Annotated in this window: 15 protein-coding genes; 13 read left to right on the top strand and 2 right to left on the bottom strand. The window is 62.3% G+C overall.

Annotation, left to right across the window (positions count from 1 at the left end; genetic code table 11):
- The first annotated feature begins 54 nt into the window (after positions 1–54).
- From glpX to EGO55_RS08005, 10 genes are all read left to right on the top strand, one after another.
- Positions 55–1,041, top strand: coding sequence for a class II fructose-bisphosphatase (glpX, locus tag EGO55_RS08050; RefSeq protein WP_021689942.1), 987 nt, complete (start codon positions 55–57; stop codon positions 1,039–1,041).
- Positions 1,042–1,190: 149 nt separating this feature from the next.
- Complete coding sequence (locus EGO55_RS08045) at positions 1,191–2,126, top strand: ribose-phosphate pyrophosphokinase (RefSeq protein ID WP_021689943.1); 936 nt, start codon at positions 1,191–1,193, stop codon at positions 2,124–2,126.
- A 12-nt stretch (positions 2,127–2,138) separates the two neighbouring features.
- On the top strand, positions 2,139–2,921 hold the full coding sequence (locus tag EGO55_RS08040; protein ID WP_021689944.1) for an inositol monophosphatase family protein: 783 nt from the start codon (positions 2,139–2,141) through the stop codon (positions 2,919–2,921).
- A 156-nt stretch (positions 2,922–3,077) separates the two neighbouring features.
- Complete coding sequence (locus EGO55_RS08035; RefSeq protein ID WP_021689945.1) at positions 3,078–4,406, top strand: MFS transporter; 1,329 nt, start codon at positions 3,078–3,080, stop codon at positions 4,404–4,406.
- A gap of 156 nt (positions 4,407–4,562) precedes the next feature.
- Complete coding sequence (gene rpmI, locus EGO55_RS08030) at positions 4,563–4,766, top strand: 50S ribosomal protein L35 (protein ID WP_021689946.1); 204 nt, start codon at positions 4,563–4,565, stop codon at positions 4,764–4,766.
- Between the two features lie 17 nt (positions 4,767–4,783).
- On the top strand, positions 4,784–5,143 hold the full coding sequence (gene rplT, locus EGO55_RS08025) for a 50S ribosomal protein L20 (protein ID WP_021689947.1): 360 nt from the start codon (positions 4,784–4,786) through the stop codon (positions 5,141–5,143).
- Between the two features lie 274 nt (positions 5,144–5,417).
- A complete protein-coding gene (locus tag EGO55_RS08020) occupies positions 5,418–6,218 on the top strand; it encodes a helix-turn-helix domain-containing protein (RefSeq protein ID WP_210766675.1) in 801 nt (266 codons plus the stop codon).
- A gap of 63 nt (positions 6,219–6,281) precedes the next feature.
- The gene (gene pheS, locus EGO55_RS08015) at positions 6,282–7,367 is read left to right on the top strand and encodes a phenylalanine--tRNA ligase subunit alpha (protein WP_040715524.1); all 1,086 of its coding nucleotides are present in this window, start codon (positions 6,282–6,284) and stop codon (positions 7,365–7,367) included.
- A complete protein-coding gene (gene pheT, locus EGO55_RS08010) occupies positions 7,364–9,763 on the top strand; it encodes a phenylalanine--tRNA ligase subunit beta (protein WP_021689950.1) in 2,400 nt (799 codons plus the stop codon). Before pheS ends, pheT begins: the two co-directional genes overlap by 4 nt.
- 38 nt (positions 9,764–9,801) lie before the next feature.
- Complete coding sequence (locus EGO55_RS08005) at positions 9,802–10,452, top strand: FABP family protein (protein WP_021689951.1); 651 nt, start codon at positions 9,802–9,804, stop codon at positions 10,450–10,452.
- Between the two features lie 19 nt (positions 10,453–10,471).
- Here the strand turns inward: EGO55_RS08005 and EGO55_RS08000 are convergent, their stop codons facing one another.
- Positions 10,472–11,134, bottom strand: coding sequence for a hypothetical protein (locus tag EGO55_RS08000; RefSeq protein ID WP_021689952.1), 663 nt, complete (start codon positions 11,132–11,134; stop codon positions 10,472–10,474).
- Positions 11,131–11,778 (bottom strand): hypothetical protein, encoded by a 648-nt coding sequence (locus EGO55_RS07995; RefSeq protein WP_021689953.1) that lies wholly within the window; start codon positions 11,776–11,778, stop codon positions 11,131–11,133. The genes EGO55_RS08000 and EGO55_RS07995 overlap by 4 nt, the downstream gene beginning before the upstream one ends.
- A 110-nt stretch (positions 11,779–11,888) precedes the next feature.
- Between EGO55_RS07995 and EGO55_RS07990 the strand changes: the two genes are divergently transcribed.
- The 3 genes from EGO55_RS07990 (at position 11,889) to EGO55_RS07980 (ending at position 14,655) form a co-directional block, all read left to right on the top strand.
- A complete protein-coding gene (locus EGO55_RS07990; protein WP_021689954.1) occupies positions 11,889–13,424 on the top strand; it encodes a peptide chain release factor 3 in 1,536 nt (511 codons plus the stop codon).
- A gap of 31 nt (positions 13,425–13,455) precedes the next feature.
- A complete protein-coding gene (locus EGO55_RS07985; RefSeq protein ID WP_021689955.1) occupies positions 13,456–14,148 on the top strand; it encodes an endonuclease/exonuclease/phosphatase family protein in 693 nt (230 codons plus the stop codon).
- 168 nt (positions 14,149–14,316) lie between these two features.
- On the top strand, positions 14,317–14,655 hold the full coding sequence (locus EGO55_RS07980; RefSeq protein ID WP_021689956.1) for a P-II family nitrogen regulator: 339 nt from the start codon (positions 14,317–14,319) through the stop codon (positions 14,653–14,655).
- Positions 14,656–14,664: the final 9 nt, after the last annotated feature.

Here is a 14,664-nt window from a genome sequence, read left to right as displayed (position 1 = left end):
TCGCGGGCCAGCGCCTAATCCCCTTTCGCACAAGTTATCCCGGATAGGACCCAGATGTCTGACAAGACCGCAACACCCGCCAGCAGTGTTCTCGACCGCGTGCTGGTTCTCGAAATGGTCCGCGTGACCGAAGCTGCCGCCATTTCCGCATCGAAGCTGATCGGACGCGGTGATGAAAAGGCCGCCGATGCCGCCGCCGTGGAAGCCATGCGCAAGGCTTTCGACGGTCTCTACATGGATGGCACGGTGGTGATCGGCGAAGGCGAACGCGATGAGGCGCCGATGCTCTACATCGGTGAAAAGGTCGGCGGTGCGCCGGGGCAGGGCCCCAAGATCGACATCGCGCTCGATCCGCTCGAAGGCACGACGATCACGGCCAAGGCTGGTCCGAACGCCCTTGCCGTACTGGCGGCTGCCGAAGAAGGGTGCCTGCTCAACGCGCCGGACGTCTACATGGACAAGCTGGCGGTGGGTCCGGGCTATCCCGAAGGGATTATCGATCTTGCCAAGAGCCCGTCGGAAAACGTCAAGGCCGTAGCTGCTGCCAAGGGCGTGGCGCCGAACGAAATTATCGTCTGCGTTCTCGACCGTCCGCGCCATGCCGATCTGATCGCCGAACTGCGCGCGCTCGGTTGCGGCATCCAGCTGATCCCCGACGGCGATGTGGCCGGGGTGATCGCGGTGACCAATCCGGAAACCACGATCGACATGTACATGGGCCAGGGCGGCGCACCCGAAGGCGTGTTGGCCGCTGCGGCGCTGCGCTGCGTGGGGGGGCAATTCAACGGCCGTCTCGTCTTCCGCAACGAGGATGAGAAAGCCCGGGCCCGCAAGTGGGGCATTGAAGATCTCAACCGCATCTACAAGCTGGGCGATCTGGCCAAGGGCGATTGCATCTTTGCCGCCACCGGCGTGACCGATGGTTCGCTGCTCGACGGGGTGAAGCGTCTTCCCGGCGGCAAGATGACGACGGAAAGCGTCGTCATGCGCGCCAGCTCCGGCACGGTGCGCTGGGTACGCGGCGAACACCGCGCGGTCTGATGACCCGGGGCGCGGTGAATCACCCGCCCCGATCGCATATCCTCCGCCGTTTATCCGCGGCGGTTGCAATCGGCCCCGGCTTGACTAGAGCCGGGGCAATATTTTTCGCGAGATCGACTCGCTGACCTGACGAAAAGGGGCATCCTGCAATGAAGATCATGGCCGGCAACTCCAACCTGCCTCTGGCCCGGGCTATCGCCGGCTATCTTGAAATGCCGTTGACCGATGCCGCGGTCCGGCGGTTTGCAGACGAAGAAGTGTTCGTGGAAATCCATGAAAACGTGCGCGGCGAAGATGTCTTCGTGGTGCAGTCGACCAGCTTCCCCTGCAACGACAACCTCATGGAATTGCTGATCTGCATCGATGCGCTGAAGCGCGCTTCGGCCAAGCGGATCACGGCCGTGGTGCCCTATTTCGGCTATGCCCGGCAGGACCGTAAACCTGGCCCGCGTACGCCGATTTCGGCCAAGCTGGTGGCGAACCTGATCACGCAGGCCGGTGCGGACCGCGTGCTTTCGGTCGATCTGCACGCGGGGCAGATTCAGGGCTTCTTCGATATCCCGACGGACAACCTATATGCTGCGCCTGCCATGGCGGCCGACATCCAGGCGCGTTATGGCGATCAGGAACTGATGGTCGTGTCGCCCGACGTGGGCGGCGTGGTGCGCGCCCGCGCGCTGGCCAAGCGTCTCGACAATGCGCCGCTCGCCATTGTCGACAAGCGGCGGGACAAGCCGGGCCAGTCCGAAGTGATGAACATCATCGGCGACGTGCAGGGGCGCCACTGCATCCTGATCGACGATATCGTCGATTCGGGTGGTACGCTGTGCAATGCCGCGCAGGCACTGCTCGATGCCGGCGCGAAAAGCGTGGTGGCCTATATCACGCATGGCGTGCTGTCGGGCGCGGCCGTGCAGAAGGTCAATACCTCGGCGCTCAAGGAACTGGTCATCACCGACACCATTCTCGGCACCGATGCGACGAAGGATTCGGACCGTATCCGGATTCTTTCGATCGCCCCGCTGATCGGTGAGGCGATTCGCCGTATTGCCGATGAAAGCTCCGTTTCCAGTCTGTTCGACTGAGGGTATCGGGCGGTGAAACTCGATGCTGAAATCGCGCTGGCCCATCGGCTGGCCGACGCTGCACGCGAAGCGATCCGCCCCTATTTCCGCAGTGCGGTGGCGATCGAACAGAAGGACGATGCCTCGCCGGTAACGCTGGCCGATCGCGAAGCCGAAGAAGCGATGCGCCGCATTCTCACCGCCGAAATGCCGCAGGACGGTGTGGTGGGCGAAGAATTCGGCATCAGGGATGGTATTTCCAACCGGCAATGGGTGCTCGATCCGATCGATGGCACCGCGGCATTTCTTGCCGGGCGGCCGATTTTCGGCACGCTGATCGCGTTGCTGGTGGATGGTTTCCCGGTGCTGGGCGTGATCGATCAGGCGATCACCGGTGAACGCTGGCTGGGCGTGGCGGGGCAGCCGACCACGCTCAACGGCACAGAAGTGCATACCCGTGCCTGCAAGGATTTGTCATCGGCCACGATCGGCACCACCGGTCCGCACTATTTCGACGATCACCAGGGCGAACATTTCATGGGTCTGGCGGCGAAGACCGATCACCGCCGCATGGTCATGGGCGGGGATTGCTACAACTATGCCGCGCTCGCCACGGGTCAGCTCGATATCGTGTGCGAAGCCGGGCTGAAGCTGCACGATTTCGCGGCGCTGGTCCCGGTTGTCGAAGGGGCGGGCGGGGTCATGTGCGACTGGAACGGCGATCCGCTCCACGCCGGGTCTGACGGGCATGTTCTGGCGATCGGCGATCCCGCACGGCTGGAAGACGTGATCGAGGCCCTATCCTGCCATCATTGACGCGCGGTTTGCGGTCGTAGGGCCGAGGCGAAACGGCAAGAGGCGGAATATCTTCAGGTTTCCGCAAGTTCTTAAGGGATAAGCGCAGGCATCGATGGTAAGCGGCCCGGCGGCCTTGCCATTACGACCTTAGCCCGAGCGCGAAAAAGAATCCCGATGCCCAAGCCGTTTCTTCACTGCCTTGCGAACAACATGCTTGCCAATATCGTGAATTTCACGGTGTGGTTCGCGCTGACCTTCTGGATATTCCTGGAAACGAAGTCGGTTTTCGCAACGGGCATGGTCGCAGGCATCTATCTGGTGCTGACCGCGCTGTTCGCGATCTGGTTCGGCAGCCTGGTCGATCATCATCGCAAGAAGCGCGTGATGTTGGGGTCCAGTCTGGCCTCCATCGCGCTCTATGCCGCTGCGCTGGCTATGGTTCTGCTGGTTCCCCGCGATCGCATGCACGATGTGTCCTCCCCCTATCTCTGGGCGTTCGTTCTGATTGCGATGTTGGGGGTCATTGCCGGTAACCTGCGCAATATCGCTTTGCCAACGCTGGTCACGGCGCTGATCGCGGCAGACCGGCGGGATCGCGCCAACGGTCTGGTCGGCATGGTCACGGGCGTAGGTTTTGTGGTGACCTCCGCCATCAGCGGCCTGCTGGTTGCCTGGGGCGGGATGATCGCCACGCTTGTGTTCGCTCTGGGATTGAGCGTGGTGGCCGTGGCCCATCTCATAACGATACCGCTGGTGGAACCGCCCGTGGCGTCGGGCGACCATCCGCATAGAAAAGTCGATATCGCGGGTACGATTCGCGTGATCGGGACGATCCCCGGACTGTTTGCGCTGATCGTGTTCAGCGCCTTCAACAATTTCCTGGGCGGCGTGTTCATGGCGTTGATGGATGCCTATGGCCTTTCACTGATGTCCGTGGAAGCGTGGGGGGCATTGTGGGCCTTCCTGTCCTGCGCCTTCATCCTCAGCGGGATCGTGATTGCCCGCACCGGGCTGGGCCGTAATCCGCTGAAGACGCTCATGCTGGTGAATCTGGTAGTGTGGCTGGTCAGCGCCGTTTTCACGATCCAGTCGTCGATCCCGCTGCTCGCCGCCGGGTGTTTTATCTGGCTGTTCCTTGGCCCTTACGCTGAAGCGGCGGAACAGACCACCTTGCAGCAGGTCGTGCCTTACGACAGGCAGGGCCGGGTTTTCGGGTTCGCGCAATCGGTCGAACAGGCGGCCTCGCCGCTGGTGGCTTTCCTGATCGGTCCGTTGACGCAGTTCCTCTTCATTCCTTTGATGACAACCGGCGCCGGTGCGGAGACAATCGGCAGCTGGTATGGCACCGGCTCCGAGCGCGGTATCGCGCTGGTGTTTACGATTGCGGGCCTGCTTGGTGCGCTGGCGACGCTCCTTGCGTTCAATTCGCGCTATTACCGGATGCTCTCGGCGACATATGCCGGGGGGCGGGATGGTGCGTGCAGCGGCAGGAGCAGCGGGTGAGGGGCGCCATCGCGGGCGAATAGGGAATCTCTGTCCTTGCTTTCACGGCGCACCCCCTCTAAGGGCCCGGCCTTCATTGACACGTATTTTGCGGGCCTGCCTGGCTGAAAGGGCTGCCAGGGCTGGTCGAACGTGTCCCTGACAAAGGAGACAAAAATGCCCAAGCTCAAGACCAAGAGCGGTGTGAAGAAACGCTTCAAGATCACCGCAACGGGTAAGGTGAAGCACGGCGTAGCCGGTAAGCGCCACCGCCTGATCAGCCATAACGGCAAGTATATCCGCCAGAACCGCGGCACCGACGTGATCTCCGATGCTGATGCACGCGTGATCAAAAAGTGGGCGCCCTACGGGCTCAACTGAGACAGGAGTACTAGCCAATGCCTCGCATTAAACGTGGTGTAACCACCCGCACCAAGCACAAGCGGCTTCTGGATCAGGCGAAGGGCTATCGCGGCCGTCGCAAGAATACGATTCGCGTCGCCCGTCAGGCCGTCGAAAAAGCCGGTCAGTATGCCTATCGCGACCGCAAGGTTAAGAAGCGCAATTTCCGCGCGCTGTGGATCCAGCGTATCAACGCGGCCGTCCGCGCTGAAGGCCTGACCTATTCGCAGTTCATTCACGGCACCAAGCTGGCCGGGATCGAACTGGACCGGAAAGTCATGGCTGATCTGGCTATGAACCAGGGCGCAGCTTTCGCGGCGATCATCGCCCAGGCGAAGAAGGCCCTTCCGGCCTGATTATGCCGCTTCGCTACGGCGAAGCGCATGGTCTGCCAAGAGATGATGAAAGGGCGTGTGCGGCTTGTCGCACGCGCCCTTTCCCATTTTGAAATCTCACGCTATTTCTGATTCGAGGGAAGGGGTCGCATAAAACTACCCTCCTGGGGCGGAAGGGTAATACATGGCCGCACGGTGTGACATCGATGTCCGCTTTTTTCCGCCACCTCCGGAATTGGAAGGCTGTTTTTCAACATTTTATCGCGCAACATTCACCATGCCTGGTGGAGAGCGGGTGCGCGATCACCTGCAACCGGAATGGGCCAATCTGCGGTTCTTTTCGGGTGATGCACCGGATGCCAAAATCGTCGGTGGGCAGGCCCTATCGCGAGCGCGTTTCACCGCGACCGGGCCCAGCGCCTTGCCGACCGAATTTCATCTCGGCACTACCCGCATGTGGGGTGTCGGGCTGTTCCCGCTCGGGTGGGTGAAATTCATCAACGCGTCCGCCGAAGATATGGCAAACACGCTGGTCGATGGGGAAGGCCATGATGCCTATGCCAATTTTGCCCACCTTCCGGACACGCTGTTTGGCGAGGAACCGGACGACGATGCCGAATATCAGCGGATCATCGATTGCTTTCTGGCTCTGAACAAGCCCCACCCCGATCAGGATCGGATCATGGCGGTCCATGCCGCGCTGGTCGATCCCAATCTGTCCAACGTGTCGGAACTGGCCGAACGGTCGGGGCTGAGCCAGCGTACGCTGGAACGCCTGTGCCAGCGGGCCTTCGGATTTTCTCCCAAACGCCTGCTGCGGCGACAGCGGGTGATGCGCAGCCTGGCGGCGTTCATGCTGGCGCAAGGGCGTAACTGGTCGGCCTCGATCGATGATCACTATCACGATCAGGCGCACTTTGTGCGCGATTTCCGGTCATTCATGACCATGAGTCCGCGTGAATATGCCGCGCTTGACCATCCGATCCTGACCGCCTTCATGCCGGAGCGCGTGCGCATCTGGGGTTCGCCGGCGCAGACACTCGATAAACCCAAAAGCAAGAAGGGGGCCGTTGCGGATTCCGCCTGCAAGCCCTAGGGAGCAGCCCCAATTCGGCAGCTATCCATCCAACCGGGGAGTGCAACGGTGACAATCGAAACCATGGGCAGCGAGGCGCTGGCGCGTATCGCCGCAGCGCAGGACGCAACCGCGCTCGAAAGCCTGCGGGTGGAATTCCTCGGCAAACAAGGCAGTATTTCAGGCCTGCTCAAGACATTGGGCAAGATGACGCCGGAAGAGCGCCAGTCCGAAGGGCCGAAAATCCAGGCCCTGCGTGAAACCGTGCAGACCGCGTTGACCGAACGCAAGGATGCGTTCGAAGCGGCTGCGCTCGAGGCACAGCTCGCATCCGAAACGCTCGATCTGACACTGCCCGCGCCGCAGGCCCCGGCCGGTTCGGTGCATCCGGTGTCGCAGGTGATGGACGAACTGGCGGAAGTGTTCGCGGACATGGGCTTCGCGGTCGCCACCGGGCCGGAAATCGAGGATGACTGGCGCAATTTCACCGCGCTCAACATCCCCGAAACGCATCCCGCCCGCGCGATGCACGATACGTTCTATTTCCCTGATCAGATGCGTAATGCCGATGGCCAGAAGATGCTGCTGCGCACGCATACCTCGCCCGTGCAGATCCGCACGATGATGAATCAGGAACCGCCGATCCGCATTATTGCGCCGGGCCGGGTCTATCGCAGCGACAGCGATGCCACGCACACCCCGATGTTCCACCAGATCGAAGGTCTGGTGATCGACAAGGGGATCAACCTTGGGCATCTCAAGTGGACGCTGGAAACGTTCCTGCGCGCCTTTTTCGAACGCGATGATGTCGTGCTGCGGCTGCGTCCCAGCTATTTCCCGTTCACCGAACCCTCGGTCGAAGTGGACGTGGGCTATACCGTGATCAATGGCAAACGCGTGATCGGCGGCGATCCCAACGCCTCGGAAAACGGCGGCTGGATGGAAGTGCTGGGCAGCGGCATGGTCAACCGCAAGGTGATCGAGGCCTGCAATCTCGATCCCGATGAATGGCAGGGCTTTGCCTTCGGCACCGGCGTCGACCGCCTCGCCATGCTGAAATACGGGATGGACGATCTGCGCGCCTTCTTCGACGGCGATATCCGCTGGCTCAAACATTATGGTTTTGCGGCACTCGATGTGCCCACGCTCTCCGGGGGAGTCGGCGCATGAAGTTCACTCTGTCCTGGTTGAAAGAGCACCTCGAAACCGACGCCACCGTGCAGGATGTCGCGGATGCGCTCAACCGTATCGGTCTCGAAGTGGAAGGCGTCGAAAACCCGGCGGAAAAGCTCAAGGGCTTTACCGTGGCAAAGGTGCTGACGGCGGAACGCCATCCGCAGGCGGACAAGCTGCAGGTGCTCACGGTCGATGCGGGCCACGGGCCGTTGCAGGTCGTCTGCGGGGCGCCGAATGCCCGTGCTGGCCTCGTTGGCGTGTTCGGCGTGGAAGGTGCCGTGGTGCCGGCCAATGGTATGGTCCTGCGCAAGGCGGCCATTCGCGGGGTCGAATCCAACGGCATGATGTGCTCCACCCGCGAACTGGAGCTGGGTGAAGATCACGACGGGATTATCGAGCTGCCCGGCGATGCCCCCATCGGGACGGCCTTTTCCGACTATGCCGCGCTCAATGATCCGGTGATCGATGTTGCGATCACGCCCAACCGGCAGGATTGCATGGGTGTGCGCGGGATTGCGCGCGATCTGGCGGCGGCCGGTCTCGGCACGTTGAAGCTGCTGCACGAAGTGTATCGCATGGCTGCGATCACCCCGGTGGAAGGGAACGATCCCGCCCCCGCCGTGCGCATCGACGATGCGGCAGGATGCCCGGCGTTCTATGCGCAGGCAGTCAGCGGGGTGGCCAATGGCCCGTCGCCCGACTGGATGCAGAGCAAGCTCAAGGCTGTGGGGCAGAAGCCGATTTCGGTGCTGGTCGACATCACCAATTTCGTCTCGCTCGATCTGGGCCGTCCGTTGCATGTCTATGACCGGGCAAAGCTCAACGGTGCGCTGATCGCGCGCAAGGCGGTGCAGGGCGAGGAGCTGCTGGCGCTGAACGGCAAGACCTATACGCTGGACGATACCATGACCGTGATCGCCGATGAGGGCGCGGCGCTGGGCATTGGCGGCATCATGGGCGGGGAATCGTCGGGCGCATCGGATACGACCACCGATGTGGTGATCGAATGCGCGTTCTTCGAGCCGGAAAACATCGCGCTGGCCGGACAGAAGCTGGGCGTGACCAGCGACGCCCGCCAGCGGTTCGAACGCGGGGTCGATCCGGCGTTCGTGGAACAGGGTCTGGTGATCGCGACCTGGCTGGTGACCCAGCATTGCGGCGGTACGCCCAGCCAGATCACCCGCGCCGGGCAGCCGCCTTTGGCGCAGAAGGTTATTGCCTACGATACCGGCCTGTGCGCCGCGCTGGGCGGGATGGATGTCGCGCCGGAACGGCAGAAGGCGATTCTGGAATCGCTCGGCTTCGCAGTCGATGCGGGCTGGCAGGTCACCGTGCCGACATGGCGCCGCGATGTGGAAGGCCAGCCCGATCTGGTGGAAGAAGTGATCCGCATCGAAGGGATCGATAATGTGCCCTCGATCCCGCTGCCGCGTGCGGATGGGGTGGCCAAGCCCACCGCGACGCCGGAACAGATGATCGAACGCAAGGTGCGCCGCACGGCCGCCGCACGCGGGCTGAACGAGGCGATTACCTGGTCATTCCTGCCTGAAAAGGAAGCCGCGGCCTTTGGCGGCGGGGTGTGGAGCCTCGACAACCCGATCAGCGAAGACATGAAAGTCATGCGGCCTTCGATGCTGCCCGGCCTTTTGGCGGCGGCGCAGCGCAACATGGATCGGGGCGCGTCCAGCGTGCGCCTGTTCGAAGTGGGCCGCCGCTATCTGGCGGAAGGAGAACCGGCGACCGTTGGTCTGGTGCTGGCCGGCGAACGAGCGTCACGCGGCTGGGCCAGCGGCAAGGCGCAAGGTTTCGACGCCTATGACGCCAAGGCCGAAGTCATGGCTTTGCTGGCGGCCGCCGGTGCGCCTGTCGATAATCTGCAGGTCATGGGCGATGCCGGGGCCTGCTATCATCCGGGGCAGTCGGCGACGCTGCGGCTCGGGCCGAAGACGGTGCTGGCCAGCTTCGGCACCTTGCATCCGGCAACGGTAAAGGCCTTCGATCTCGATGGCACCGTCGCGGCTGCGGAAATCTATCTCGACGCGATTCCGGGCAAGCGCGGGGCGAAGAAGCCGGGCGATGGGTTCATGCGTACGCCCTATACACCCCCGGCGTTGCAGGCGGTGACGCGCGATTTCGCGTTCCTTGTCGATGCTGCTGTGCCCGCCGGTGACCTGCTGCGTGCCGTGAAGGGCGCAGACAAGGCGAATATCGTGGACGCCCGGGTGTTTGACGATTTTCGCGGGGCAGGCGTACCGGAAGGCAAAAAGTCGCTGGCGATCGAAATTACCTTGCAACCCGGCGAAAAGAGCTATGTCGACGAAGAACTGAAGGCGATTACCGACAAGGTGGTTGCCGCAGCGGCCAAGCAGGGCGCCGAACTGCGCGGCTGACGGTTCACGCGGTTATCAGCAGACACGAGAGGGGACCTATGGCAATTCCTGACGATATCTTCACCGAGCCCGAGGACGTTGATCCCGATGGCCTCGCCAATCTCGGCCCGTTGCGCCGGTTCGCGGGGATATGGGAAGGCAAGGGCGGTGTGGATGTGAATCCCAAGGCCGATGGTCCCGAAACGCGTGCATATTACGAACGGATCGAGATGCAGCCGATCGATCCGCAAACGAACGGCCCGCAGCTGTTCTATGGCCTGCGCTATCACACGCATATCAACACGGTTGAGGAAGACATCACCTTCCACGACCAGATCGGTTACTGGCTGTGGGAACCGGCCACGGGGCTGATTATCCAGACGCTGACGATCCCGCGTGGGCAGACGGCGATGGCGTCCGGTCATGCGGCGATCGATGCCACCAGTCTGGTGGTGCAGGCGGAGCGGGGACGGACCGATTACGGGATATGTTCCACCACGTTTCTGGAAGAGGCCTTCCGTACCGATTCCTATCGGTTGGAAGTGGAATTCCACGATGACGGATCGTGGAGCTACGTCAGCGATACCACGCTGATCGTTCACGGGCAGAGCGAACCCTTCCTCCACCGGGACAAGAACCGGCTGGTCAAAGTGGGTGAGCCGGACATGAACCCGTGGGAACGGATCGTGCGGAGCAAGGCGGGCAAGTAGGCCGCGCGCCGCAAACGGATCAGTAAGGGGCCGCGCCGCCGTCCATCGGTTCGCCGAAGGTCGGCTCGACACCTTGGAGAGCCTCGCTTTCCTGCCATTCGCCGCGCGCTTCTTCGCGATAGGCGCGGTCCATATTTTCGCTGCTGCGTTTGCGTGATGCTTCGGCGGCCCTGTCCATATCGGCGCTGATTTGCGGCATAGCGGCGATCGTTGCCCTGGCCAGTTGTCCCTGGATCGCCCCGAAATCGAAGGACCGCTTTTCCAGTGCGGCATCGATCTGTTCGACCATGGCCGCCTTGTAGAGCGCGACGATCGAGGCGTTTTCTTCCAGCGCCTTGGCCACTTTCTCCTTGTTCGGCCCATCGCCGGGTTCGACCGTGACCGTAACTTTCGCCTGCTGTGCGCCCTGATCCTCGATTGCCGCGATAAAGGCGATTGCGCCTTGGCTGTCGGCATGGCGCAGAGTCCAGCGGAGTTTCCCGTTGTCGATCTGTTGCGGACGGCCGCCCACGGCACTGCCGCCAAACAGGAAATAGGGCGGTTCGATCGCGGTCAGCACCTTGTGCGCTTCACGGGCTGAAACCGGATAGGTCGTGCCGCTGTCGATCAGCCCGCAACCGGCCAGAAGACCCGCCATGGCGAGAGCCAGCCATCGCCTGCGCGCCAGAAGATCGCGCATCATTCGCCGCTCCACGTGTGGTTTTCAGGCTGGCCATAGGACGCATCGAAAACCGCGCGATCCGCGCTCTGTTCCTCATCCGCGAAGGCGCGTGCGCTCTGGCGCGAATCCATGCCCGGTTTGTCATCGATGCCGAACCGGAAGCTCCCGCTTTCAAGCCCGCCGCGCTGGACCGAGCAGACCCGGTCGGTGTTGCGCGGTTCAGGAAGGCGCATCACGTCATAGGGCCGCCCTTCCATGGCGGCGTCGATCAGTTCCTGCACCGCCGGGCGCAGCGGCTGATTGAGCGCGGGCCGCGGATAGTTCTTCGTGCCGTCATAGGGTTCGCCGCCTTGTGGATCGGCTGGCATGGTAAGCGTGGCCCTGGTGCGGCCATCGCCGGTATCGGTCAGGCTAACGGTGAAATTCACCATCGTGCGGCCGTTGCTGATTACCCGCCAGGTAATCGATTCATCCCGTTTCCGCGTGGTTTCGAAGTGGATCAGAATCCCGCATTGGCGCGCCTTGCGAAAGCCCATGATGTCAGCCTTGGCGAGACGGGCATAGGCTTCGGACAACGGCAGGTCATAAACCCCCGGTTCCGCCTTCCCACCACAGGCGGCGGCCAGCATGATGGGCACGATGAAGAAAACCCGCAAACGCTTCATGAAATCCCCCAATTTCTCACGGCATTATCCGAGCAGCGGTTAAAGTTTCGTAGCGGGCAATCCGCGATGGTGATGGACTGGCGCGTCCATCGCGGCTAACCGCGCGCGCCATGAGCAATGCGCCCACATCCAATCGTCGTACGTTCGCGATCATCTCGCACCCTGACGCGGGTAAGACCACGCTGACGGAAAAGCTCCTGCTGCAAGGCGGGGCGATTCACCTTGCCGGCGAGGTCAAGGCGCGCGGTCAGGCCCGCCGGGCGCGGTCGGACTGGATGAAGATCGAACAGCAGCGCGGCATTTCGGTGACCAGCTCGGTGATGACGTTTGAAAAGAACGGCATCACCTTCAACCTGCTCGATACGCCGGGGCACGAGGATTTCTCCGAAGATACCTATCGCACGCTCACCGCCGTCGATTCCGCCATCATGGTGATCGACGCGGCCAAGGGCATCGAGCCGCAGACACGCAAACTGTTCGAAGTCTGCCGCCTGCGGTCGGTGCCGATCATTACGTTCGTCAACAAGGTCGACCGCGAAGGGCGCAGCCCCTTCGAAACGCTGGACGAAGTGGCCGATGCGCTGGCGCTGGATGTGTCGCCGCAAAGCTGGCCTGTCGGCATGGGCGGGATATTCGAAGGTATTCTCGATTTCGCCACTGGGTCGGTCAGCCGCCCGGAAGGGGACAGCAAGGAGTTTCTCGGCAAGCGCGATCCCTCGCCCGAACTGCCCGCAGACATTGCGGAAGAAGCGGAGCTGGCGCGGGCGGGCTATCCCGAATTCGATCTGGAAGCCTATCGCCATGGCGATCTGACGCCAGTCTTCTTCGGATCGGCGCTGAAGAACTTTGGCGTCACCGAACTGATCGATGCGATCGCCCGGTTTGCGCCGCCGCCTCGCCCGCAACCGAGCGAGGCAGGCGTGATCAACCCCGATTACAACGAAGTGACCGGGTTCATCTTCAAGGTCCAGGCCAATATGGACCCCCAGCACCGTGACCGGATCGCATTCATGCGCATGGTTTCGGGCACGTTCAAGCGGGGCATGAAGCTGACCCCGTCGGGCCTGGGCAAACCGATTGCCGTCCATTCGCCCATTCTGTTCTTCGCACAGGATCGCGAAATCGCCGACACGGCGGAAGCGGGCGATATCATCGGTATTCCCAACCATGGCACCCTGCGCGTTGGCGATACGCTGTCGGAAAAGAACGCGGTGCGGTTTACCGGCCTGCCCAATTTTGCGCCGGAAATCCTGCGCCGTGTGGTGCTGAAGGATCCCACCAAGACCAAGCAATTGCGCAAGGCGCTGGACGACCTCTCCGAAGAAGGGGTGATTCAGGTCTTCTATCCCGAACTGGGGGGGCAATGGATCGTCGGCGTTGTCGGCCAACTCCAGCTCGATGTGCTCGTGTCCCGTCTCGAGGCGGAATACAAGGTCGAGGCGGCACTGGAAGCGGCGCCGTTCGATACGGCGCGCTGGCTCAAGGGCGATGAAAAGGTGATCGATGCCTTCGCCCAGTTCAATCGCACCAATCTGGCAAAGGATCGCGATGGCGATCCGGTTTTCCTGGCCCGTTCCGCATGGGATGTCGGTTATCAGCAGGAAAAGAATCCGGAAATCGCCTTCAACGCCACCAAGGAACGTTGAAGGCGGGCGCTGGCGAACATACCTTCAGCGCGTGGAACTGACATTCGCCAGCTATAATATTCGCAAGGCGGTGGGGCTTGATCGCCGCCGCGATCCCGAACGGATTCTCGCGATTCTCAATGAACTCGGCGCCGATGTGGTGGCGTTGCAGGAAGCCGACCGGCGATTCGGCCAGCGTCTGACCGCCTTGCCGCGGCAGATGCTGGAAGATCATCACTGGCAGATTGCGCCCGTTGCGCTGCGTCCGCTGAGCATCGGCTGGCACGGCAATGCGTTGCTGGTGCGGCGCGGCATCGATATTCTGGATGCGGAACCGCTGGATCTGCCCACTGTGGAACCGCGCGGCGCGGTGCGGGTCGATCTCGCTGCCGGGGGCAAGCGGGTGCGGGTGGTTGGCATGCATCTCGATCTTTCCGGATTGCGCCGCCGCCATCAGGTGCAGACTGTGCTGGGGCGGCTGGGGCAATGCGAAGACGCATGCCCCACCGTGCTGATGGGCGATTTCAACGAATGGTCGACACGCGGCGGCTGCCTGCGGGTGTTTGCCGACGATTGGCGTGTTCTCGCCCCGGGCCGCAGCTTCCCCTCACGCCAGCCGGTGGCCCAGCTTGACCGGATCGTGGCCTCTCCCGATTGGCATTGCCGGGAGCAGGGCGTGCACCACAGTGCGCTTTCGGCGCGGGCTTCCGATCATCTGCCTGTCTGGGCGCGCCTGGGGCTCTAGTCCTGCCTAAAATTTAGGCACGTGCACAGATATCGGGCGGATGGTCCTGCGGCTGAGGCATTTCGTCTGCCCGCTTCCCCTAAAAAGCCGTCGCAAATGAATTTGGCACGCCTCTTGCTAGAGTAGCTTTGCGCCGGTGCTCCTCCGGCAAGCTAGCAGGGGTCCACGATGAAGTTCATCATCGCCATTATCAAACCGTTCAAGCTCGACGAGGTGCGGGAAGCCCTCAGCGCCATTGGCGTCGCGGGCATGACCGTGTCCGAGGTCAAGGGCTTCGGGCGACAGAAGGGACAGACCGAAATCTACCGTGGCGCGGAATATTCCACGAATATGCTGCCGAAGGTGAAGCTCGAAATCGCTGCGTCCGATTCCCTCGCCCCGCAGGTGGTCGAGGCAATCCAGCAAGCCGCCAGCACCGAAGCGATCGGTGATGGCAAGATTTTCGTTCTCGATCTCGCTTCCGTCACTCGCATTCGCACCGGTGAAACCGGGGATACGGCGCTATGAGCGGCGTGC

Origin of the sequence: Caenibius tardaugens NBRC 16725 (assembly GCF_003860345.1) — a bacterium.
GTDB classification, from domain to species: Bacteria; Pseudomonadota; Alphaproteobacteria; order Sphingomonadales; family Sphingomonadaceae; genus Caenibius; species Caenibius tardaugens.
The sequence above is the reverse complement of the archived record's forward strand: the minus strand, read 5'-3'. Positions and strand labels throughout refer to the sequence as shown.